The sequence below is a fragment of the Aliiroseovarius sp. PrR006 genome, assembly GCF_010500215.1.
Taxonomy (GTDB): domain Bacteria; phylum Pseudomonadota; class Alphaproteobacteria; order Rhodobacterales; family Rhodobacteraceae; genus Aliiroseovarius.
Genome location: NZ_JAAGOY010000004.1, coordinates 1242604 through 1265040 on the forward strand (window position 1 = coordinate 1242604; position 22437 = coordinate 1265040).

23 protein-coding genes are annotated in these 22437 nt (G+C 59.8%); 13 read left to right on the plus strand and 10 right to left on the minus strand.

Annotation, left to right across the window (positions count from 1 at the left end; translation table 11 throughout):
* Positions 1-16: 16 nt before the first annotated feature.
* Complete coding sequence (locus tag G0Q00_RS06125; protein ID WP_239058331.1) at positions 17-646, plus strand: flavodoxin family protein; 630 nt, start codon at positions 17-19, stop codon at positions 644-646.
* Here G0Q00_RS06125 and G0Q00_RS06130 read toward each other — a convergent pair.
* Positions 640-945: a DUF1992 domain-containing protein gene (locus tag G0Q00_RS06130; protein ID WP_163037326.1), complete on the minus strand. Its 306-nt coding sequence runs from the start codon at positions 943-945 to the stop codon at positions 640-642. The two genes, G0Q00_RS06125 and G0Q00_RS06130, sit on opposite strands and share 7 nt — an antisense overlap.
* An 81-nt stretch (positions 946-1026) precedes the next feature.
* Complete coding sequence (locus tag G0Q00_RS06135; protein ID WP_163037328.1) at positions 1027-2583, minus strand: bifunctional UDP-sugar hydrolase/5'-nucleotidase; 1557 nt, start codon at positions 2581-2583, stop codon at positions 1027-1029.
* A gap of 185 nt (positions 2584-2768) precedes the next feature.
* On the opposite strand from G0Q00_RS06135, the gene G0Q00_RS06140 reads away from it, so the two are divergent.
* Genes G0Q00_RS06140 through arsC form a run of 3 tightly spaced genes read left to right on the plus strand, consistent with a single transcriptional unit; the run spans position 2769 to position 4506 of the window.
* The gene (locus G0Q00_RS06140) at positions 2769-3107 is read left to right on the plus strand and encodes a DUF952 domain-containing protein (RefSeq protein WP_163037330.1); all 339 of its coding nucleotides are present in this window, start codon (positions 2769-2771) and stop codon (positions 3105-3107) included.
* Positions 3104-4168, plus strand: a complete 1065-nt coding sequence (locus G0Q00_RS06145; protein WP_163037332.1) for a quinone-dependent dihydroorotate dehydrogenase — start codon at positions 3104-3106, stop codon at positions 4166-4168. Before G0Q00_RS06140 ends, G0Q00_RS06145 begins: the two co-directional genes overlap by 4 nt.
* The gene (arsC, locus tag G0Q00_RS06150; protein ID WP_163038339.1) at positions 4165-4506 is read left to right on the plus strand and encodes an arsenate reductase (glutaredoxin); all 342 of its coding nucleotides are present in this window, start codon (positions 4165-4167) and stop codon (positions 4504-4506) included. The genes G0Q00_RS06145 and arsC overlap by 4 nt, the downstream gene beginning before the upstream one ends.
* 4 nt (positions 4507-4510) lie before the next feature.
* On the opposite strand, the gene G0Q00_RS06155 is transcribed toward arsC, so the two are convergent.
* The 3 genes from G0Q00_RS06155 to G0Q00_RS06165 are packed head-to-tail and all read right to left on the minus strand — an operon-like array spanning position 4511 to position 6833.
* Positions 4511-5821 carry an MATE family efflux transporter gene (locus G0Q00_RS06155; protein ID WP_370458541.1) on the minus strand — a complete coding sequence of 437 codons (1311 nt, stop codon included), beginning with the start codon at positions 5819-5821 and terminating at the stop codon, positions 4511-4513.
* Complete coding sequence (locus G0Q00_RS06160) at positions 5818-6333, minus strand: PaaI family thioesterase (protein ID WP_163037335.1); 516 nt, start codon at positions 6331-6333, stop codon at positions 5818-5820. Before G0Q00_RS06160 ends, G0Q00_RS06155 begins: the two co-directional genes overlap by 4 nt.
* Entirely contained in the window at positions 6330-6833 is a 504-nt protein-coding gene (locus tag G0Q00_RS06165; protein ID WP_239058333.1) for a PaaI family thioesterase, read from the minus strand. The genes G0Q00_RS06160 and G0Q00_RS06165 overlap by 4 nt, the downstream gene beginning before the upstream one ends.
* A 103-nt stretch (positions 6834-6936) precedes the next feature.
* Here G0Q00_RS06165 and G0Q00_RS06170 point away from each other — a divergent pair, with 103 nt between their 5' ends.
* From G0Q00_RS06170 to G0Q00_RS06200, 7 genes are all read left to right on the plus strand, one after another.
* Positions 6937-8061 (plus strand): putative manganese transporter, encoded by a 1125-nt coding sequence (locus G0Q00_RS06170; RefSeq protein WP_163037337.1) that lies wholly within the window; start codon positions 6937-6939, stop codon positions 8059-8061.
* Between the two features lie 130 nt (positions 8062-8191).
* On the plus strand, positions 8192-8560 hold the full coding sequence (locus G0Q00_RS06175) for a MerR family DNA-binding transcriptional regulator (protein ID WP_163037339.1): 369 nt from the start codon (positions 8192-8194) through the stop codon (positions 8558-8560).
* A 271-nt stretch (positions 8561-8831) separates the two neighbouring features.
* On the plus strand, positions 8832-9221 hold the full coding sequence (locus G0Q00_RS06180; protein ID WP_203564901.1) for a MerR family DNA-binding transcriptional regulator: 390 nt from the start codon (positions 8832-8834) through the stop codon (positions 9219-9221).
* An 18-nt stretch (positions 9222-9239) separates the two neighbouring features.
* Positions 9240-11012, plus strand: coding sequence for an acyl-CoA dehydrogenase C-terminal domain-containing protein (locus G0Q00_RS06185; RefSeq protein ID WP_163037343.1), 1773 nt, complete (start codon positions 9240-9242; stop codon positions 11010-11012).
* An 88-nt stretch (positions 11013-11100) separates the two neighbouring features.
* Positions 11101-11736 (plus strand): glutathione S-transferase family protein, encoded by a 636-nt coding sequence (locus G0Q00_RS06190; RefSeq protein WP_163037345.1) that lies wholly within the window; start codon positions 11101-11103, stop codon positions 11734-11736.
* Between the two features lie 17 nt (positions 11737-11753).
* Entirely contained in the window at positions 11754-12959 is a 1206-nt protein-coding gene (locus tag G0Q00_RS06195; RefSeq protein WP_163037347.1) for an acetyl-CoA C-acetyltransferase, read from the plus strand.
* Positions 12960-12971: 12 nt separating this feature from the next.
* Positions 12972-15176, plus strand: a complete 2205-nt coding sequence (locus G0Q00_RS06200; RefSeq protein ID WP_163037349.1) for a 3-hydroxyacyl-CoA dehydrogenase NAD-binding domain-containing protein — start codon at positions 12972-12974, stop codon at positions 15174-15176.
* Between the two features lie 107 nt (positions 15177-15283).
* Here G0Q00_RS06200 and G0Q00_RS06205 read toward each other — a convergent pair whose 3' ends face one another.
* Positions 15284-16189, minus strand: a complete 906-nt coding sequence (locus G0Q00_RS06205) for a DMT family transporter (RefSeq protein ID WP_163037351.1) — start codon at positions 16187-16189, stop codon at positions 15284-15286.
* Positions 16190-16303: 114 nt separating this feature from the next.
* Here G0Q00_RS06205 and G0Q00_RS06210 point away from each other — a divergent pair, with 114 nt between their 5' ends.
* Positions 16304-17944, plus strand: coding sequence for a long-chain-fatty-acid--CoA ligase (locus G0Q00_RS06210; protein ID WP_163037353.1), 1641 nt, complete (start codon positions 16304-16306; stop codon positions 17942-17944).
* Positions 17945-18022: 78 nt separating this feature from the next.
* Positions 18023-19039, plus strand: coding sequence for a hypothetical protein (locus tag G0Q00_RS06215; protein WP_163037355.1), 1017 nt, complete (start codon positions 18023-18025; stop codon positions 19037-19039).
* A 55-nt stretch (positions 19040-19094) separates the two neighbouring features.
* Here G0Q00_RS06215 and upp read toward each other — a convergent pair whose 3' ends face one another.
* From upp to G0Q00_RS06235, 4 genes are read right to left on the minus strand one after another with little or no spacing between them, the layout of a single operon-like run.
* Positions 19095-19727 carry a uracil phosphoribosyltransferase gene (upp, locus tag G0Q00_RS06220; RefSeq protein WP_163037357.1) on the minus strand — a complete coding sequence of 211 codons (633 nt, stop codon included), beginning with the start codon at positions 19725-19727 and terminating at the stop codon, positions 19095-19097.
* The gene (locus G0Q00_RS06225) at positions 19720-20712 is read right to left on the minus strand and encodes an adenosine deaminase (protein ID WP_163037359.1); all 993 of its coding nucleotides are present in this window, start codon (positions 20710-20712) and stop codon (positions 19720-19722) included. Before G0Q00_RS06225 ends, upp begins: the two co-directional genes overlap by 8 nt.
* Complete coding sequence (locus tag G0Q00_RS06230; RefSeq protein WP_163037361.1) at positions 20709-21923, minus strand: phosphopentomutase; 1215 nt, start codon at positions 21921-21923, stop codon at positions 20709-20711. Before G0Q00_RS06230 ends, G0Q00_RS06225 begins: the two co-directional genes overlap by 4 nt.
* Entirely contained in the window at positions 21920-22312 is a 393-nt protein-coding gene (locus tag G0Q00_RS06235) for a cytidine deaminase (protein ID WP_142853621.1), read from the minus strand. The genes G0Q00_RS06230 and G0Q00_RS06235 overlap by 4 nt, the downstream gene beginning before the upstream one ends.
* Between the last annotated feature and the right edge of the window lie 125 nt (positions 22313-22437).

A 22437-nucleotide genomic window follows, 5' to 3' on the forward strand; every position in this document is an offset into this window, starting at 1 on the left:
TCCTCCGCCGGATTAGATGACCACAGCCAAAGCCCCGTGGGAAGAGATGATTTCGCTTGGAGTACCTGCCGTTTCGCCGCACAGTGGCGGCATGAAAAAGCTTAGCATTTGCATCCCCTATTTTTCCGGATTTGGACATACGAAACGCATCGCGGAAACCATCGCGGAAGCCATTGGCGACGCAGCCCGGTTATTAGACGTGGAGGCTTTGACTGATGCGGATTGGCAAGCGCTGGACCAGACCGACGCCATCATCTTTGGCGCGCCCACTTATATGGGATCCACCGCCGCGCGTTTCAGTCTGTTTCTGGAGGAAATCGACACCCGCTGGGAGCATGGCCTGTGGAACGATAAGATTGCCGCGGGGTTCACCACGGCCATCCACCCATCCGGAGACAAGCTGGCCGCACTGCAACGACTGTCGATCTTCGCAGCTCAGATGGGCATGATCTGGATCGGCCCAAGCGACATTGGCGCCCCGGTTAAGCCCGGTCGTCCAGGACTGAACCGCGACGGAAGCTGGCTGGGCCTGATGGTGACAGAACAGCTGGGCGCGGACGAAGATCTGCTACCTGAGGATCTGGAAACTGCGCGCCGCTTTGGGGTGCGCGTGTTGGCTGCAACCCAGCGCTGGAGCGGTCAGTAACGGCCTTTGCGGGCCAGTTCGATCTGCGCGTCCATCATCGACATTTCTTTCATGATGTCAGTGCGCCGTGTACGGTCGCCAGTTTCCGCCAGTTCATCGCGCAGCCGCTTTAGTTCACGTGATAGGCGTACAAATTCGGGTACGGCACCACTTTCCTGCACCAAACGATTGAAAACGGCGTTTTCGGGGTCATCCACCTTGGGCAGCGGCTTTCCAGCGCCCTCAAGGTTCTCAAACTCGCCAGCTTCTTCTGCTGCGCGGATTTTCTGTTCAATAAGGTCGAAAAGCGGATGGTCCATGCGCGTATCTTAACGCGCCTTCGTAAAACGAAAAAGCCCCCGGCGGTGTCCCGTCGGAGGCCTTCAAAGGATCAGACACCCTTATTTTTGCGTAATGCGCCCATCCAGCATCGGCTTAACGGGGCCCATCTTGGCCATGTACTCGGCAGTTACATCCGCCAGATCCGGGCCGTAGTCGTACGCATTCTGGGCATCGCGGAACATTTTGTAGCCGTCGCCGCCATTGCGCACATAGTTGTTGGACACAACGCCGTACATCTTCGCGGGATCAATCGGCGCACCGCCCACCATCACGTCAGAAATCCGGCTGCCCGGCTCTTTCGAGACATCAAACGCGTAGGTCATACCAGCCACCTGCGGGAAGCGGCCTGCGCCTTCTTCGTGCTGGCTGACACCGTTTTCAAGCGCCGCGATGATGGTTTCACCCGATACTTGGAATGTGGACAGCGTGTTCTGGAACGGAAGCACGGTCAGCACTTCGCCCATGGTGACATCGCCCGCATCGATCGAGGCGCGGATCCCGCCGCCGTTCTGGATCGCAATCTGAATACCCTGATCCTTCACACGGTCCAGCATGGCGTCAGCAATGATGTTGCCCATGGCGCATTCCATCGCCCGGCACGAGCCACGCTCGCCGTCAATCGCTTCGGCAGTGTTGGCGACCACGCGCTGGCGGATTTCTTCCAGCGGCGCTGCTGCCTCGGCAATGCGCGCCTTGGTGGCGTCGTGTTCGTGCACGCCGCCATCCATGATCAACGGCTCACCCTTGGCTTCGGTGATGTTGCCGTTATCGTCAAAGGTCACGTTCAGCTCGCCAAGGAACTTGCCGTATGCATAGGCTGAAACAATTGCCGTCGAGCCAACCATGGTCGGATACGGACCTTCCGCACGCTCGTTTGTGTTCGAAAGCAGCGTGTTGGTGTGGCCACCCACGATAATATCGACGCCGGTGGTCTCGGCGGCAACCTTCTGGTCGACGCCATAGCCCGAGTGGCTAAGCACGATGATCTTGTTCACGCCCATCTCGGTCAGCTTGTCGACCTCGCCCTGCACCGCCTGAACCGGATCGGTGAAGATTACATTCGGCCCCGGCGAGGCCAGCTCGTCCGTATCTTGCGGTGTCAGGCCGATCAGGCCCAGCTTCTCGCCTCCACGTTCAATCACGGTGGATTTCGCCAGCTTGTCATGCAGCAGCGGCTCGCCCGAGACATCTGCGTTCGACATCAGCACCGGGAAGTTCACAGCATCCATGAAGCCGCGCAGCACCTCGGGACCGTCGTCAAACTCGTGGTTGCCCACGGTCATGGCGTCATAACCCATCTGGTTCATCATCTCGGCCGCCAGTGCGCCTTTGTAATAGGTGTAGAACAACGTGCCTTGGAATTGGTCGCCGCCATCCACAAGGATTGCGTTGTTGGTGCGCGAACGGGCTTCCTCGATCGCGGTTTGCAGGCGGGCGGAACCACCAAAACACTTGCCCTCGGTATTGTCCTCGGCCGAGCATCCGCTGTCATATTTGCTGATCGGTTCAAAACGGGCGTGAAAGTCGTTGGTGTGCAGAACGGTCAGCGAATAATCCGCCATCGCGGTGCCGGTGGTCAGCGCAAGGGCTGCCGCCGTGGTCAAAAATCTGGTCATGACTAATTCTCCCTAAAGTCTTGTTGTTTTGGCAGTAGCGTGGCGTGAGTCGGCCCGGCTTGTCAAAACTCTCGTGTTTAGGTGGCAAGCTGACGTAACGAGAAGATGACGAAGGCGCCCACGACAAACGCGGCAAATTGCCAACACCGCTTGACGCAAAGACACCAACGCGGCACATGAGAGCCATGCAAATTTACAAGATACTTCGGGCTGCCGAGTGGCAAGCCTTCAAGATGGCCGGAAAGACCACGGGCGCACCGGTTGATGTGCAGGACGGGTTTATCCATTTCTCCACGGCGCAGCAGGTGCGTGAAACCGCCGCCAAACATTTCGCCGAAGAAGAAGGGCTGGTTCTGGTCGCCTTCGAGGCCGACGCCATGGGTACGATGCTAAAATGGGAACCCTCGCGCGGAGGCGCCCTGTTCCCGCATCTCTACCGCGAACTGATGCTGTCCGAAGCCTTGTGGAACCGTGATATTCCGCTTGGCCCGGACGGCCATGACTTTCCAGAGGATCTGGCATGAACGTGATCGAAAAACTTGCCCTGAAAGCGCTGCATAAGGTGGACCCAGAACGTTCGCACACGCTAGCGTTGATGGCGATGAAGGCGGGCGTGGTGCCGATGCCGGGGATTGTGACCTCGGACCGGTTGAAAACCACCTTCTGCGGGATGGAGATGACCAACCCGGTCGGACTGGCCGCTGGCTATGACAAGAACGCCACCGTAGTGGATGCGCTGACTCAAGCGGGTTTTGGTTTTGTGGAAGTCGGCGCCGTCACCCCACGCCCGCAACCGGGCAACCCCAAACCGCGCCTGTTTCGCCTGACCGAAGATCAGGCCGTCATCAACCGCTTTGGCTTCAACAACGAAGGGATGGAGGCCGCCGCCGCCCGCCTGACCCGTCGTTCGCGCAGTCGCCCAGTGCCAGTGGGCCTGAACCTTGGGGCCAACAAGGACAGCGATGATCGCGCGGCTGACTATGTGAAAGTGTTCAACTGCTGCGGGCCATTCGTGGATTTCGTGACAGTCAATGTCAGCTCGCCCAACACCGAAAAGCTGCGTGATCTGCAGGGGGCGGATGCGCTGCGTGGGCTGTTGCAGGGTGTGCTGGATGCGCGCAAGGATCACGACAAATACACCCCCATCTTCCTGAAGATCGCCCCGGATCTGACGGATGAAGAACTGGCCGAGGTGGCCGGTGTCGCGCAGGAAGTCAAAGTGGACGCGGTGATTGCCACCAACACCACCTTGTCGCGCGAAGGTTTGAAAAGTGTGCATAAGGACGAAGCTGGAGGCCTTTCCGGCCCGCCTTTGTTCGAAAAGTCCACGCGCGTGTTGGCGCGTCTGTCGCAACTGACCGATGGGCAGATGCCGTTGATCGGCGTCGGCGGCATCGCCTCTGCCGAGGATGCGTATCAAAAGATCCTCGCGGGCGCGTCGGTGGTGCAGCTCTATTCCTCGCTGGCCTATAAGGGCATCAGCCTTGTGGAAGAGATCGCATGCGGGATTGATAAGCGGTTAGAGCGTGACGGGTTCAGCAGCGTTGCCGACGCCGTCGGCACCGGACACGAGGCATGGCTATGACCGAGATCTGGCACAACCCCCGCTGCTCGAAATCGCGTCAGACGCTGGCGCTGGTTGAAGAGCGCGGCGAAGACGTGACGGTGCGCCGATATCTGGACGATGCACCGAGTGAAGCAGAACTGCAGGCAGTTCTGACCGCGTTGAAGGCGACGCCGATCCAGATCATGCGCAAGGGCGAGAAGGTGTTTAAGGAATTGGGTCTGTCCGCAGACTCGTCCGAGGATGATCTGATTGCCGCCATGTTGGCCCATCCGATCCTGATCGAACGCCCCATCGTCTTGAAAGACGGCAAAGCCCGGATCGGGCGTCCGCCGGAAAGCGTGCTGGAAATCCTCTGACGCGCTACACAGCCGATCGTTCCAGCGCCGGATAGCGCAGGGCCAGTGTCGCCCCGCGTGCAACGAAGGAAATCAACAGCGCGGCCCACAGCCCGTGATTGCCCAGACTTGGCATCAGGGCGTAAACAGCTGCGAAATAGATCGCGGCGGACAGGATCATCATGTTGCGCATGTCTCCTGTCCGGGTGGCCCCGATAAAGATCCCATCCAGCATCCACGCAGGCCAACCCAATAGCGGGGCCAGAATCATATATGGCAGGAAATCCCGCGCGACCTGACGCACATCCGGTGCGGTGGTCATGACGTCGATGCCCCAGCCGCCGACCAACAGAAAGCCCAACGCCAAGGTGCAGGAGATGCCCGCGCCCCACATACTGCTCATCACGGACGCGCGCCTGACGGCAAAGCGGTTTCGAGCGCCTAACGCTTGACCGACGAACGCCTCGGCCCCGAAGGCGAAGCCGTCCATCGCGTAAGCCGTCACGTGCAGGAACTGCATCAGCACCTGATTGGCGGCGAGTTCCATGTCCGACAGGCCCGAGCCATAGAAGGTGAAGCTGGTGAAGATCGCCATGATGAAGAGCGAGCGTAGCAGGATGTCGATGTTCACCACCGCCATGTTCTTCAATGTCGGCCCATCCAACACCCGCGCGCGGTCACGCCACGCAGGATTGCGGAAGATATCGCGGCATAGCCACAGGCCCAGCGCCGCGCCCGAGAATTCAGCCAAGAGGGTGGCAATCGCGACGCCCTCGACCCCCAAGTTCAGGCCGAGCACGAACCACAGGTCCAACCCGATATTCACGCCATTCATGACGACTTGCAGAACCAGCACCGACCGCGCACGTTCCAGCGCGATCAGCCAGCCGGTGAAAGCATAGACCGAGATGGCGAAGGGCGCGCCCCAGATGCGGATGGCGAGGTAATCGCGGGCCAGCGTCTCGACCTCATTCGAGGCCGGGGCCACCTGAAAGGCCGCCCAGAACAGCGGGCCTTGCAGGGTGATTAGCGCCACACCCGCGACGACCGCAATCAGAAGGGCGCGAGTCAACATTGCGGCGACCTCGCCCTGACGTCCAGCACCATGTGCTTGCGCGGTCAGGCCGGTTGTGCCCATGCGTAAAAATCCAAAAACCCAAAAGAATGTCGACAGGATCACCGCTCCGATGCCAACAGCGCCGATGGGAACAGCGTCGCCCAACTGGCCGATCACGCCGGTATCGACCAGCCCCAGAATGGGCACGGTCACGTTGGACAGCACAATAGGTCCGGCGACCGCCAGAACGCGCCGATGGGTCAGCGCGGGGCCGTTCACGAGCCGGGCATCAGGAAGTGGCCTGTCGCCTGCGCATAAAGCTTCTCGCGCCGGTCCTGCCATGCTTCCACATGCACCGACGCATAGCGCCGCCCCTGCCGCACGACACGTGCGCGGGCATAGGCATCGCGCGGCAGGCCCGAGCGCAGATAGTCAATTGATAAATCAATCGTTTTCGGCAGATACGGCATGTGACCTGGCCCCAGCGTCGAGGGATCCAAACTACCGCTTTCCATATCCTCCCACAGGGTTGACCAACTAAGCTGGATCACCGCAGCCGTTTCCAGAAACGCGGCGGTCACACCGCCATGGATCGCCGGCAACATCGGGTTGCCGATCAGCTTGTCATCAAAGGGCAAGATGGCGGTCAACTCGTCCCCATGGCGTTCCACCTGAATACCAAGGAACTGCACATAGGGCACGCCATCCACCAACCCGGACAGGGCCGCGTCGCGGCGTTGCTTTACAACTTCGACCGGCTCGGGACGCTTGTGGTTTGGGGGCAATGTCATGCGGCACCTCCTTCGCTGACATCATCGGTGATGTCATTGGAAATCTCGGTCGAGCGGCGTTTGGGGTCGCCGTCAGCGGTAAACGCGCCCGAGGCCGTGGCAACAGGGCGCCCCTCGTCCTCGTCCAGCGCCACAGCGCGCACAAACGCGACTGAGCGCGTGACGTGGTAACAAGTCGCCTTCGCGGTGATCTTCTGCCCCGGCGTCGCGGGGCGCATATAGTCAATGCGCAGATCAATCGTCGCGGTGATCGCAGGCGCTTTCGGATGGCTCATCACAGCCGAGCCGCAACACGTATCCAGCAGAGCCGACACCGCCCCGCCATGGATTACGCCGGTGCGCGGGTCCCCGATCAGCTTCTCGTCATAAGGCATGGACATGATCGCTTCGCCGTCTTCCAGCTTTTCCAGAACCATCCCCAGTGCCTTGCAATGCGGAATCGCCTCGGTGAATTTCCGCGCCAGTTCGGCCTTCTGTTCGGCCGTCATGCCTTTCATCATTGGCAATATCCTTATGCTTTCACGTCTTTTATTGGCGCTTGCAATTCACGCGTCCAGCCCCTAGTTTCGCAATTAAGAATTATTCTCAATTAAAAGTGCTGATATGACCGACGCCACAACCATAGCCACACCCTTCGGCGTGAGACGCCCCAAACGCCTACTGGTGTTGGCCATCATGCTTGCACTGGCCATTGCGCCTGGCCAACTGGGCGAACTAACCCGCGGACTGATGACCGACGCCTATGTGCAGGTCTCGGTTTTTGTTGCCGCAACGTTACTTCTGTTCTACGGCGCCGAGCGTCTGTTTAACTTCGACATTGGGGAAGTTCTGTCCAACGCCAAGGGTGCACAGGTACCGCTGGCGGCGTTGCTGGGCGCAACCCCAGGCTGCGGTGGCGCTGTGGTCGTGGTTGCAGCATACAGTTCAGGTCATGTGGGATTCGGTGCAGTCGTTGCCACGCTGACAGCGACCATGGGCGACGCGGCATTCCTACTTCTGGCCACACGCCCAGACGCAGCCGCTGTTGTTTTGCCCCTGTCCTTTGCAATCGGCATCCTGTCGGGCTGGATCGTGGACCGCTTCCACACCGTAGAATATCGCGCTTCGACCTTGGCCAGCTGCGAGCTTGCCCCCCTGATCGGCAAGACCCGCCCTCAGGACGTGGCTTACCTGCTTCTGGCAATTCCGGGCCTCTATGTTGGCGCCCTGCAGCTGGCACAGATCGAAGTCAGTCACATATTTGGCCTGCCCATCCTGTGGATCGCCCTTGCTGGCACCTTCCTTGGTCTCAGCATCTGGGCGACGTCCAAAGTGTCGGCCATGACGAATTCCAAAGACAGCCCACTGACCCGCATGGCAGAAGAAACCAGCTTTATCTCGGTCTGGGTGATCGGTGCCTATCTGGCCTATGACTATGTGGCCGAGTTTGGCGGACTGGACCTTGAATTGCTGTTCCAGTCGATCGCACCGCTTCTGCCTTTGATGGGCGTGTTGATTGGTTTGATCCCCGGCTGTGGACCTCAGGTTCTGGTCACCACGCTGTATCTGAACGGCATCATTCCGTTTGCAGCGCTTATGGGCAACGCAGTGTCAAATGATGGCGACGCGCTGTTCCCGGCGATCGCCTTGAACCCGAAGGCAGCAATCGTTGCGACGCTGTATTCGACGATCCCAGCCATGATCATCGCCTATGCATTCTACATAATCGCACCCGGCTTTATGAATTAAGACCTGTTGGGGCCGTGTTTCGGCCCCAACCACAATTCGTAAAATCGCCCGTCAACCGCGTGGTTCTACTGAATTGCACCAATCCGCTCAGTCCTTTACGGTGGACCGAAGTGAAGCCGAGGGGAGCGCTATGTCTGACGACCGCCTGACATTCAAAGAAATGTGCGCAAAGTTCGATGTTACCCCGCGCACTCTGCGCTACTACGAGTATATCGAGCTTCTGAACCCCGAAAAGGAAGGCCGGTCGCGCTTCTACACCCCGCGCGAAGTGGCCCGGATGACGCTGATTCTGCGTGGTCGCCGCTTTGGGTTTTCACTGGAAGAACTGCGCCAGTGGCTTTTGATCTATGATGAAAAAGGCACTGATGCGCAAAACCAGGCTTGGGTCGAGCTGGCGGACCGTCAACTCTCGGCCCTTCGCACCCAGTATGAAGAGCTGTCTGAAAGCATCACCGACCTGCAGAAACTGCGCGATGACGTTGCTGACGGGCTCGGCTGATCACAGCCCAAGAAGCGATTCGGCGCGAAGAGTTGGGCTGTTTACTGCCCTAAGGTAACCTCGCGCTCCAAAACCCGAAAAAAATTACCTGCCCTTAGGGAAACTGATTTTTGGTTGAAAATCAGCCCCTTGTCGATCCCCAGTAAAATCAGGCTTTACGCCACGACAAGAAAAGACGCGACGTCACGTTACATTTACGTAAACGTAAACATATAATGTAGACGGAACTGGTCAGATCCGTGGCCAGTGTCGGAAATGTATGGAGTATCAAATGACCGACGATCTTATGACCATTCGCCAGATGTGCGATGCGTTCGACGTCACCGCGCGGACGCTGCGCTTCTACGAAGCCAAAGAACTGCTTTCCCCGATCCGGGAAGGCCAGAAGCGCCTGTTCACCAAACGTGACCGTGCGCGGCTGAAACTCATCCTGCGCGGCAAGCGCTTTGGCTTTGCACTGGAAGAGATCCGCCAACTTTTGGACCTCTATGACATGGGCGACCAGCAGCAGACGCAGCTGATCCGCACTGTCGACGTGGCCAAAGGGCATCTTGATGACCTCAAGCGTCAGCGCGAGGAACTGGATGAAGCCATTGACGATCTGACCGAACAACTGGAATGGGGCCAAGCGAAAATCGCCTCGTTCGAAGAAAACAGCTGACCGGAAAGGACGCCCGACATGCCCAGCTATATCGCGCCCACCCAAGACATGGCCTTTCTTCTGCACGATGTGCTGAAGGCCGAGCAATCTGACATTCCCGGATATGGGGATCTGGAACGTGACTTCACCAGCGCGGTTCTGGAAGAAGCCGGCAAGGTGGCAAGCGAGGTTCTGACCCCGCTGAATGTAGTGGGCGATCAGGAAGGCTGCCGGCTGGAGAACGGCGTCGTCTACACACCCACCGGCTTCAAGGCTGCGTTTGAGCAGATGAAAGAAGGCGGCTGGACCGGGCTGGACATGCCAGAGGAATTCGGCGGCCAGAACATGCCAGTGCTTCTTGGCACTGCGGTGGGCGAGATGTTCTCGGCTGCCAATCAGGCCTTCACCATGTATCAGGGTCTGACCCACGGCGCGGCCTCGGCCATTCTGGCCCACGGTACAGACGAACAGAAAGCGACCTATCTACCTAAGATGGTCAGCTGCGAGTGGACCGGCACCATGAACCTGACGGAACCGCATTGTGGCACCGACCTGGGCCTGATGCGCACCAAGGCTGAGCCGCAGGACGATGGGTCGTACATGGTTTCGGGCCAGAAGATCTTCATCTCGGCCGGCGACCACGACATGTCGGACAACGTCATTCACCTTGTACTGGCGAAGATCCCGGGTGGCCCCGAGGGCATCAAAGGCGTGTCGCTATTCATCGTGCCGAAATTCAATGTGAACGACGACGGCTCGGTCGGATCGCGCAACGGTGTCTCGGTGGGCAACATCGAGAAAAAGATGGGCATCCACGGCAACTCGACCTGCGTTATGAACTATGACGAGGCAACGGGGTACCTGCTGGGCGATATGCACAAGGGCATGCGCGCCATGTTCACCATGATGAACGAGGCTCGTTTGGGCGTGGCGATGCAGGGTCTGGCGCAGGCCGAGGCCGCGTATCAGAACGCCGTCATCTATGCCAAGGACCGCCTGCAAGGCCGCGACGTAACGGGCGTAAAGAACCCCGATGGCCCCGCCGATCCGCTGATCGTGCATCCGGACATTCGCCGTTCGCTGATGGATCAGAAAAGTTTCGTCGAAGGCGCGCGTGCGTTCCTTCTGTGGGGGGCACAATTGATCGACCAGGCGCATCGTGCAGATGACAAGGATGCCGATGGCCTCATCAGCCTGATGACCCCGGTTCTGAAAGGGTTCCTGACCGATCAGGGCTATGACATGACCGTGCTGGCGCAACAGATCTATGGTGGCCACGGCTATATCGAAGAACACGGCATGAGCCAGTTCACGCGCGATGCCCGTATCACCCAGATCTATGAAGGTGCCAACGGTGTTCAGGCGTTGGACCTTGTCGGCCGTAAGCTGGCCGCAGATGGTGGCAAGCCAATCATGGCGTTCTTTGAGATGGTTAAATCCTATTGCAAAGAACAGGACAGCGACGAGATGAAAGACTTCATCGAACCGCTGAAAACCGCCTCTAAACACCTGCAAGCCTCGGCCATGTATTTCATGCAATCGGCCGCGAAGAACCCCAACAACGCTTTGGCTGGGTCGTATGATTTCATGCACCTCTTCGGACATGTCTGCCTTGGTTTCATGTGGGCCCGTCAGGCCCGCGCAGCCCTTGACGCGCTGGAAAGCGGCGAAGGCGACGCGACGTTCTATGAGACCAAGCTGACCACTGCGCGCTACTATATGGCACGCCGCCTGCCCGCCACGTTGATGCATCTTTCACGGATCGAAAGCGGTGCGGACACGGTGATGGCGCTGGAGGCAGATCAGTTCTGACCCTAGCCCCCTGACACATTTCTGTGCGCCCTTGCAGCATCTCGCGCGGGGCGCACAGTTCACACCGATAACGCGCCGGGAGGACGCCATGACCATCAAACTTTACTGCTTCGGAGAAAGCGGAAACGCCTACAAGGCCGCTTTGGCACTGGAACTGTCCGGGCTGGAGTGGGAACCGGTCTTTGTCGACTTCTTCAAGGGCGAAACCCGCAGCCCGGAATACCGCGAGATCAACCCGATGGGCGAAGTGCCTGTGATGGTGGACGGAAATGTGACTCTATCGCAATCCGGCGCCATTCAGGATTATGTGACGTCAAAATCCGGAAAGTTGGGTGGACGCAGCGCCGAAGAGCGCCGCGAGATCCTGCGCTGGCAGTTCTGGGACAATCACAAGATGTCCTCGATGGCTGGCACGACCCGCTTCCTGATGAACTTCCTGCCCGAAGACAAACGCCCGGCCGAGGTGATTGCCTTCAACCAAGCTCGCCTCAAATCCGCGTACAAGACGCTGGAGGCCGAACTGTCGCGCCGCGACTGGCTGGTCGGAGATCAGATCACGATCGCCGACATCTCGTGCTGCGGCTACCTGTTTTATCCCGAACCCTTCGGCTTCGACCGCGCCGAATGGCCCGCAATTGACGCCTGGCTGACCCGGATTTCGGAAACGCCCGGCTGGAAACACCCCTATGACCTGATGCCCGGATCGCCTGCCGACCGCGCATGATTTCGAAAGGATCAACGATGAACGACGCCTATATTTATGACGCCGTGCGCACCCCGCGCGGCAAGGGCAAGAAAGACGGCACCCTGCACGAAGTGACTTCGGTACGCCTGTCGTCTGTTGCGCTTAACGCGCTGAAAGAGCGCAACAATCTGGACGGTCACGCCGTCGAGGATGTGATCTGGGGCAACGTGACCCAGGTGGGCGAACAAGGTGCCTGTCTGGCCCGTTCCGCCGTGCTCTATTCCGATCTGGACGAGCGCATTCCCGGTGTCTCGATCAACCGTTTCTGTGCATCCGGTCTTGAGGCCGTAAACATGGCCGCCAACCAAGTGCGTGGCGGAGCGGGTGACGCCTATATCGCCGGTGGCGTAGAAAGCATGAGCCGTGTGCCGATGGGCATGGACGGGGGTGCGATTGCCGCCGACCCGCATCTGGCGATGAAAGCTTATTTCGTGCCACAAGGTATTTCGGCAGACATCATCGCGACTGAATACGGTTTCAGCCGCGATGACTGCGACGCCTATGCGGTCGAAAGCCAGAAACGCGCCGCCGCCGCCCGTGCGGAAGGCCGCTTCAAGTCGATCATCCCCGTTATTGATCAGAACGGCCTGACCGTGATGGCCGAAGACGAGATGATCCGCGAAACCACCATGCAGACGCTGGGCGGCCTGAACCCCTCGTTCAAGGCGATGGGCGAGGCAATGCCGGGCTTTGATGCCGTGGCCTTGCTGAAATATCCGCATCTGGAAAAGATCAACCACGTCCACCACGCTGGCAACTCGTCCGGCATCGCGGATGGTTCGGCTGCGATCCTGATCGGCAACAAAGAGTTCGGCGAGCGTCACGGGTTGAAGCCCCGCGCGCGCATCAAGGCGACCTCGAAAGTGGGCACTGATCCGACCATCATGCTGACGGGCCCGGTCCCCGCGACCGAACGCGTTCTGGCCGCGGCCGGCATGTCGATCAGCGACATCGACCTGTTTGAGGTGAACGAAGCCTTCGCATCCGTCGTTCTGCGCTTCATCCAAGCCTTTGACGCCGACACCAACAAGGTGAACGTCAACGGCGGCGCGATTGCCATGGGTCACCCGTTGGGCGGCACCGGCGCGATGATCCTTGGCGCCCTGCTGGATGAAATGGAGCGCGCCGACAAGGAAACCGGTCTGGCCACGCTTTGCATTGGCTCGGGCATGGGTGCCGCCACCATTCTGGAACGCGTGTAAGGAGACGTAATCATGGCTGATTTTCACTATTCCGTGGACGCCGACGGCGTCGCCACCATCGCTTGGGATGTTCCCGGCAAATCGATGAACGTGCTGTCCTATGCCGCGCTTGAAGAGCTGAACGCACATGTCGACACCGTTCTGTCCGATGACAATGTGAAGGGTGCGATCATCACCTCGGCGAAGAAAGACTTCGCGGGGGGAATGGACCTGAATGTGATCGCTCAGATGAAATCCGACGCGGGCGACAACCCGGCGCAGGGTCTGTTCGACGGCATCATGTCGATGCACGGTGCCCTGCGTAAGATCGAGCGCGCAGGCATGGACCCCAAGACCAACAAAGGTGGCAAACCGATTGTCGCCGCCCTGCCCGGCATCGCGCTTGGCATCGGTCTGGAAATCCCGCTGGCCTGTCACCGCATCATCGCGGCGGACAACCCCAAGGCCAAGATCGGCCTGCCGGAAATCATGGTCGGCATCTTCCCGGGCGCAGGCGGCACCACCCGTCTGGTGCGCAAGATGGGCGCGATGGCGGCAGCGCCGTTCCTGCTGGAAGGCAAGACCGTAGCCCCCGCCAAAGCCAAGGCCGCTGGCCTGATTGACGAGGTTGTTCCGGCAGACGAGTTGCAAGCCCGCGCGAAAGAGTGGGTTATGAACGCCACCGACGCCGACATCGTGAAGCCGTGGGATGCCAAGGGTTATAAGATGCCCGGTGGCGCACCCTATCACCCCGCTGGCTTCCAGACCTTCGTTGGGGCCGCCGCGATGATCCACGGCAAGACCAATGGCGTTTATCCCGCCGCAAAGGCTCTTCTGGCAGCTGTCTATGAAGGCGCGATGGTGCCCTTCGACGATGCGCTGCGCGTGGAATGCCGCTGGTTCGTGAACGTGCTGATGAACCCGTCATCGTCCGCCATGATCCGCTCGCTATTCATCAACAAGCAGGCGCTGGAAAAAGGTGCCGTGCGTCCGAAAGATGTCGACGACCAGTCGGTCAAGAAGGTCGGCGTGTTGGGTGCGGGCATGATGGGCGCCGGCATCGCGCTGGTATCCGCCATGGCAGGAATGGAAGTCGTTTTGATCGACCAAACGCAGGAAGCCGCAGATCGCGGCAAGGCCTATTCCGAGGGCTATCTGGACAAGGGCATCGCCCGCAAGAAAGCCACGCCCGAGAAGAAAGAGGCCGTTCTGTCGGCCATCACCGCGACGACCGATCTTGAGGCGCTGAAGGGCGCCGATCTGATCATCGAAGCTGTGTTCGAAGACGTGGGTGTGAAAGCCGAGATGACCAAGAAGGTCGAGGCCGTCGTTGGCCCCGATTGCATCTATGCCACCAACACCTCGACCCTGCCGATCACCGAGCTGGCGAAGGCCTCGGAACGCCCGGATCAGTTCATCGGCATCCACTTCTTCAGCCCCGTTGAGCGCATGATGCTGGTCGAGATCATCAAAGGCAAAGAAACTGGCCCGCGTGCGGTGGCCAAGGCGCTCGACTATGTGCGCCAGATCCGCAAGACGCCAATCGTGGTGAACGACGCACGTTTCTTCTACTGCAACCGCTGCATCATCCCTTACATCAACGAAGGCATGCGCATGGTTGGCGAGGGTGTCTCGCCCGCGCTGGTCGAAGGTGCTGCACGCCTGCTGGGTTTTCCTGTTGGGCCGCTTCAGCTGGTCGACGAGACCTCGATCGAGCTGGGTGTAAAAATCGCCAAGGCCACCAAGGCCGCGATGGGTGCTGACTATCCGGATGACGCGGTTGACGAGATCATCTTCTGGATGGCCGACGAAGGCCGCATGGGCCGCAAGGCAAATGCGGGCTTCTATGACTATGACGAGAAAGGCAAGCGCAGCGGTCTGTGGGAAGGTCTTGGCGACAAGTTCCCGCTGGCAGACGATCAGCCTGATCTGACCGAAGTCAAACATCGCCTGATGATGAGCCAGGTTCTGGAAGCCGTCCGCGCGCTGGAAGAAGGTGTGCTGGAAGACATCCGCGAAGGCGATGTCGGCGCAATCCTGGCTTGGGGCTTCGCCCCGTGGTCGGGCGGTCCCTTCAGCTGGCTGGACATGATCGGCGCGGGCAAAGCGGTCGAGATCTGCGATGGCCTGACCGAAGCGCACGGCACGCGCTTCACAACGCCAGCTCTGCTGCGTGATCTGGCTGACAAGGGCGAGACCTTCTATGGCCGCTTCGACAGCGCCCAAGACGCAGCCTGATCCAAACAAAAAACGGCCCGGATACACTCCGGGCCGTTTTCTTATTTTCTTGCCTGAAATATCCTGGGGTGAATGCGCGCAGCGCAGAGGGGCAAAGCCCCTATCAGTTAACTGTCACGCGACCGCAGCGTGATGACGACGCCCGACACCACGATCAACACCATACCCAACACCGCGCTCGACCCCAATCGGTCGCCATACAAGACAAAGCTCCACGCTGCTGCGAAGCCCAAAAGCGAATACTCATAGATCGCCACCTGCGCCGGATCGCCCAGTTGATAGCCGCGGAACAACAGCCCAACCCCGAGGATCGACCCGAAGGCCTGCAAGAAGGTGATGAACAGCGCCCAGCCACTGGGCCAGACGAAGCCGCGCAGGATGAAGCCATCCGCGCCCAAAGGCACCTCATGTGGCCAGACCGTCATGATGACGGTTCCAATCGCACCAAACACGCCCAAGCACAGGAAGAAGGCCGCCAACATGGACAGCGCCGTTTCCCCTTCGCACCATTGCCGCGTCGCGATGGCCCCCAGTGCATAGAAAAATCCCGCCGCCATCGGCACAACGACCGCCGGGCGAATGCCTTCGCTAAACGGGTCCAGCACGATGACCACGCCGACGAAGCCCACAAGGGCCGCCCCCATCCGTGTGAACCCAATGGGTTTTCCAAAGAACATAGCCGAGATCAGCATTACCCAGATCGGCGCAGTGAACAGGCCCGAGGCCACCTGCCCCACCGGCAAAAAGCCCAGCCCGCCGAAGTAAAACAGCATCGCAAGGGCGGCCAAACCTCCGCGCACCATCACCGCCCAGGTCCGAATAGGGCGCAACCGGACACGATCGGACAGGGACATCAGCGCAAACAGGCCAAAGGCCATCACGGTCCGCATCAGGTGGAACTGCCACAATCCAAGCTCGGGCGCGATCTGGCGCACAAGGTTGTCGAAGAACCCAAGAAAGAACATCGCAGCAAAGATAAATCCCGCCGCTGCCAATGGTCTGTCTGCCGCCATGTCGTTTTCCTTGTTCGAAAAGCCTCTTGAAGCCATTGACCACGGGGCAACACTGGGGTCCACTCGGAAAACGACACAGGTTAAGAAAACACATCGCTTTTGGGAGGAGTGAGAATGGGTTGGATGGCAGACGAACGCGGGTTGGATAAATGTGCGGCAAACTTTGTGCCGTTGACCCCGCTTTCACATCTTCAACGTGCCGCGAAGGTGTTTCCCAACCGCGAGGCCGTCATCGACGGTAATCGCCGCCTGACCTATCGTGAATACCACGGGCGTGTCAGCCGCTTGGCCTCGGCGTTGGCGGCGCGCGGGATCCAGCCCGGTGACGTGGTGGGGACGCTTCTACACAACACGCTGGCCCATGTGGAAGCCAGCTTTGGCATCCCGGCCTGCGGCGCCATTCTGAACACGATCAACACGCGGCTGGATGTGGACACGGTCGCCTACATTTTTGGTCACGGCGCAGCAAAAGCCATTCTGGTCGATAGCGAACTGATCCCCTTGGCCGAAGCTGCTTGCAAGCTGATGTCAGAAGACGGATCAGCGCAGCCCGAGATCATCGAGGTCGCCGCCCCCGACGCGGGCTTCCCGGCTTCGGGCCGCTATCAGGAATACGAAGACCTGCTTGCCAGCGGCGATCCGGATTTCGACTGGATCATGCCGCAGGACGAATGGGAAAGCCTTGCGCTGAACTATACCTCTGGCACCACCGGACGGCCCAAAGGTGTGGTCTATCACCATCGCGGCGCGTACCTGATGACGATGGGCACGCCGATCAGCTGGAACATGCAGCTTTATCCGCGCTACCTGACCATCGTCCCGCTGTTTCACTGCAACAACTGGAACCACACGTGGATGATGCCGGTTCTGGGCGGCACCGTTGTGTGCTGCCGCGCGATCACCGCGAAGGCCGTCTACGATGCCATCGCGGACGAGGGCGTAACCCATTTCGGCGGCGCACCGATCGTCTTGAACATGATCGTAAACGCGCCCGAGGAACACCACCGCAGCTTCGATCACGTGGTCGAGGTGTTCACAGCCGGTGCGCCCCCCGCCGCAGCGACACTCGCCGCCATCGAACCCTTGGGCTTCAACGTCACACAGGTTTACGGCCTAACCGAAACCTATGGTCACGTGACCGAATGCCTGTGGAACGGCCCCGAATGGGACGATCTTCCGCAAGAGGAACGCGCCGCGATCAAAGCCCGCACGGGCGTCGCCTTCCCGCAAATGGAAGACATCACCGTATTGGACGAGACCATGGCGCAGGTGCCGCTGGACGGCGAAACCACCGGCGAGATCATGATCCGCGGAAACTCGGTCATGAAAGGCTATCTGAAGAACCCCGAGGCCACCGCCGAGGCGTTTCAGGGTGGCTATTTCCACTCGGGCGACGTCGCCTATCAAACGCCGGACGGGTACATTAAGATCACCGACCGTTCGAAAGACATCATCATCTCGGGCGGCGAAAATGTCAGCTCGGTCGAGGTCGAGGGCGTGTTGATGCACCATCCCGCCGTCAGCCTGTGTGCCGTTGTCGCAAAGCCGGATGACAAATGGGGCGAAATCCCCTGCGCTTATGTCGAACTGAAGGACGGCAGCGATGTCAGCGAGGCGGACCTGATCGCCTTCGCCCGTGAACGCCTGGCCGGGTTCAAGACGCCAAAGCGGATTGAGTTCTGCGAGCTTCCCAAAACCTCGACGGGAAAAATCCAGAAGTTCCAGCTGCGTGACTGGGCGCGTTCAGGCGACTAAGGCGGTTCCGATTGCCGGGCGGGCGGGGAAGCGCTATTCTGTGCGCAATTAAGAACGAGCAGAAAGCACCGTCCGAACATGACGGCCCTGACCAAATACGAGCGGCTTGAGGCCACGGCCCTTTGGCGTCCTGAAGAAGGCGCGCAGAGGATGGATGTCCTATTGTCCCTTGGGGATGCAACGCTAACGATCTCGGACATGCGCGAGAACGTGTTGAACCATTGGTCCCTGCCCGCGATCCAGCGCGTCAATCCCGGCGAACGTCCCGCCATTTTCCGCCCCGGCGATGATGCCACGGAAGAGCTGGAAACCGAGGATGACGACATGATCCGCGCGCTGGAAAAGGTGCGTAAGCTGATCGAGCGTCGTCGCCCCCATCCCGGTCGACTACGTCACTTGGTGACGGCGGGTGTGCTGGTGTCCTTGCTGCTGCTCGCGGTCTTCTGGTTGCCGGGTGCGCTGCGCAATTACACGGTCTCGGTCGTGCCCGAGCCCACACGTGCCGCCATTGGGCAGCAAATCCTGACGCGGATCGGGCGGATCACCGGACAGGAATGCCGTGGGCGCGAGGGGCGTTCGGTGTTGACCCGGCTGGCCCGGAACACGACCGGAAATCCAAACCTGCGGGTGGTCGTACTGTCGTCCGGCGTGCAAAGCTCCAAGCATTTGCCCGGAAATATCACCCTTCTGAACCGCGCCTTAATTGAAGATTTCGAACATCCCGAGGTGCTGGCAGGCTTCCTTTTGGCCGAAGAGCTGCGTCGCGATAGCACAGATCCGATAATCCCACTTCTGAACCATGTTGGCCTGCGCGGCACAGTGCAGTTGCTGACAACCGGCTATCTGCCCGAGGCTGCAATTGATGAGTATGCAGAAGATCTTCTGACCACGCCGCAAACCGAGGTCCAAACAACAGCGCTTCTGGAACGGTTCAAGACACATGGCGTCAGCGCGACACCCTATGCCTATGCGCTGGACCTGACGGGCGAGACCACGCTGGACCTGATCGAGGCCGACCCGGTGCCCGAAGACATCGCGAAACCCCTTCTGTCTGATGGCGATTGGATCAGGCTGCAGGGCGTTTGCGGCGAATAAAAACGCCCGTCTGACATGCAGACGGGCGCTCGTCACACAGCGATTGCCGTGTATTTTACTTGGTGCCGAACATCCGGTCGCCCGCGTCACCCAGACCCGGAACGATATAGCCTTTTTCGTTCAGTCTCTCATCCAGCGAGGCCGTGATGATCGGAACATCAGGATGGGCCTCTTTCATGCGCGCGACACCTTCCGGGGCCGCCAGCAAGCACAAGAAGCGGATGTTCTTCGCGCCCGATTTTTTCAGCATATCAATCGCCGCAACCGAGCTGTTGCCGGTGGCCAGCATCGGGTCCACCGCGATTACCAGACGTTCGTCCATATGCTCGGGAACCTTGAAGTAATACTCGACCGGCTCCAGCGTTTCTTCGTCACGGTAAAGACCGACAAAACCCACACGCGCCGAGGGGATCAGCTCTAGCACGCCATCCAGCAAGCCATTGCCTGCGCGCAGGATCGACACCAGTGCCAATTTACGTCCCGCTAGGGTCGGTGCCTCCATGTCCTCCATCGGCGTGGTGACGGTTTTCGTGGTCATCGGCAATTCGCGGGTGATCTCATAGGCCAGAAGCTGGCTGATTTCGCGCAGAAGCTGGCGGAACAGGCTGGTGGGCGTGGCTTCGTCCCGCATCAAGGTCAGCTTGTGCTGGATCAGGGGGTGATCAACAACGGTCAGGTGATCATACATCTTGCGTCTCCAATTCTTTGCGGATGCGGGTGCGGGTGGCGTCGTCGCAGAAAGCCGCGTCAATGGCAACCACGTTCAGATCGCGAAAATCTTCGGCTGTCCAGCCGAACTGGCGCGATAGGTCTTCATATTCCTTGTTCATATCCGTCCGGAAGAACGGGGGATCATCCGTCGAAACGGTCACATTCACCCCACGCTCGCGCAGCTTTGCGATCGGGTGCGAGGCGAGGTTGGGATACACGCCAAGAAACACATTCGAGCCGGGGCAGACTTCCAACGTCACACCGTCTTCAGCCAGCCGATCCACCAGCGCCAAGTCCTCGATCGCACGTACGCCGTGGCCGATGCGTTCAACCTTCAAATCGTCCAGCGCAGCGCGGACCTCATCGGGTCCGTTCCATTCGCCTGCATGGGTGGTCAGGCGAAGCCCTGCCTCGCGCGCCATGTCATAGGCATAGGCGAAATCGCCCTGGCTGCCGGACTTTTCGTCCCCGCCCATGCCGAAGCCGGTCAGAAAACCACCGGCCGTTTCCTGCGCACAAAGCGCGGTTTCGCGGGCCATCTCCGGGCCGAAATGGCGGATGCAGGTGGCAATCCCGCGCAGAGTGATGCCCATGTCGCGCTCGGCCTCGTCGGCAGCGTCTTGAATGGCCGCCAGATAGTCCTTCCACGCGGCAACATCACGCCCACCGCAGAAATCCGGCGACAAAAAGGTTTCGGCATAGACCACGCCCTTTTCGGCGCAGGCCTCCAAGACAGCTTTGGTCAGGCGGCGAAATTCCTCGGGGCCCGTGAGGACCGAGGTCGCGGCCTCATACACTTCAAGGAAATGCCAGAAATCGCGATAGGCATAACCGCCATCTTCGGTAAAAATCCCCGACAGATCGACGGATTTTTCCTTGGCCACAGATCGGATGAACGCGGGCGGTGCAGCCCCTTCAATATGCAGGTGTAGTTCGACCTTTTTTAGCTCACTGAAACTCATAAAAACGACCCTCCTGCGCCACGCGTGTCCAGCCTCAGATGGGCCGCGACCGAGGCGCCAATATCAGAAAACCCAACCAAACCGATCTCGCGGCAGCCCATTCCAGCAGCAACGACAGGCACGCGTTCACGGGTGTGATCAGTGCCGACCCAGCTGGGATCGTTGCCATGATCGGCAGTAAACAACACCAAGTCGCCCGCACGCATTTTACCGAGGATGCGCGGCATCTGACTGTCAAACCATTCCAACGCACGGGCATAGCCCGAGATGTCGCGGCGGTGGCCATAGATTGCGTCAAACTCGACAAAATTCGCGAAGACCAGATCGCCATCCCGCGCATCATCGAACGAGGTCACCAGATACTCCATCAGGTCCGAATCCGCCCCTTTCTGGACAGAGGTGATCCCGCGGTGTGCAAAGATATCGCCGATCTTACCAATAGCATGCACCTTGCCGCCCGCATCCGTCACCCAGTCACACAGGGTCGGTTCCGGCGGGGTCATCGCATAGTCGCGGCGGTTGGTGGTGCGGGTGAACCCCTCGGCTTCCGAGCCCACAAAGGGGCGCGCGATGACGCGGCCGACGCGCATGTCATGCACCATCGGCGCAACCGCTTCGCACAGCGCATAGAGGCGCTCTAGACCGAAATGCTCTTCATGTGCGGCGATCTGAACGACACTATCGGCCGAGGTATAGACGATCGGACGCCCGGTGCGGATGTGCTCGGCCCCAAGTTCATCCAGCACCGCCGTGCCCGACGCATGTTTATCACCCAGAATGCCGTCCACATCTGCCGCCGCGCAAATGGCAGCGGTCAGGTCTTCGGGAAAAGTCGGCGTGGCGTCCGGGAAATAGCCCCAGTCCCACGGCAGCGGGACGCCGGCGATCTCCCAATGCCCGGTGGGCGTGTCCTTGCCCGGAGAGACCTCCTGCGCTGCGCCCCACAGCCCGGCGGGCGTGGCATCTAAACCTGGAGTGTCGTCCCCCGAGGCCAAACGGATCGCCGCCCCCAACCCCAGAGCATCCAGATTTGGCAGGGAAAGCGGCCCCGAGCGCCCCTCTACCGCGTGACCTTCCGCACAGGCTTGCGCGATATGGGCCAGCGTGTTGGCACCGGTGTCCGGCACGGTTTTGTCGTTGAAGAACTTATGTGCATCAGGGGCGCCGCCGCAGCCGACGCTGTCCAGCACGATTAGGAAGGCGCGGGTCATGTGTTCTCCATATGCGCGGCCCCAAATGCGCCGGGTAGAAGCTCCGCCATAGTCATGGTCAGGCTTTCGCCCCCCATCGTCATCATAGTGATCTTGACATCCGGCCCCGAGAACTCGGCCAGTTTCTGACGGCACCCGCCACACGGCGTCACCGGCAAAGGCGCGTCCGCGATCACCAGTGCTTCGGCGATCTCGCGTTCGCCCGCCGCGCACATGGCGGCAATTGCGCCGGCTTCGGCACAGGTCCCTTCGGGATAGGCGATGTTTTCGACATTGCACCCGACATGCACAACGCCCGCGCTTGTGCGCAGCGCGGCACCGACCTTGAAATTCGAATACGGGGCATGCGCATTTTCGCGCACGGCTTTGGCAGCTTCCAACAGCGACATGGTCCGCTCCTGCAAAAATTCTATCCAGCAACCCTGAACCTCTGCATACGCGGATGCAAGCGCAATCGGTGCATCAAAGGGCTGGCCGCAAGGTAATGCCATGCTAATGTACACACTGCAGACTT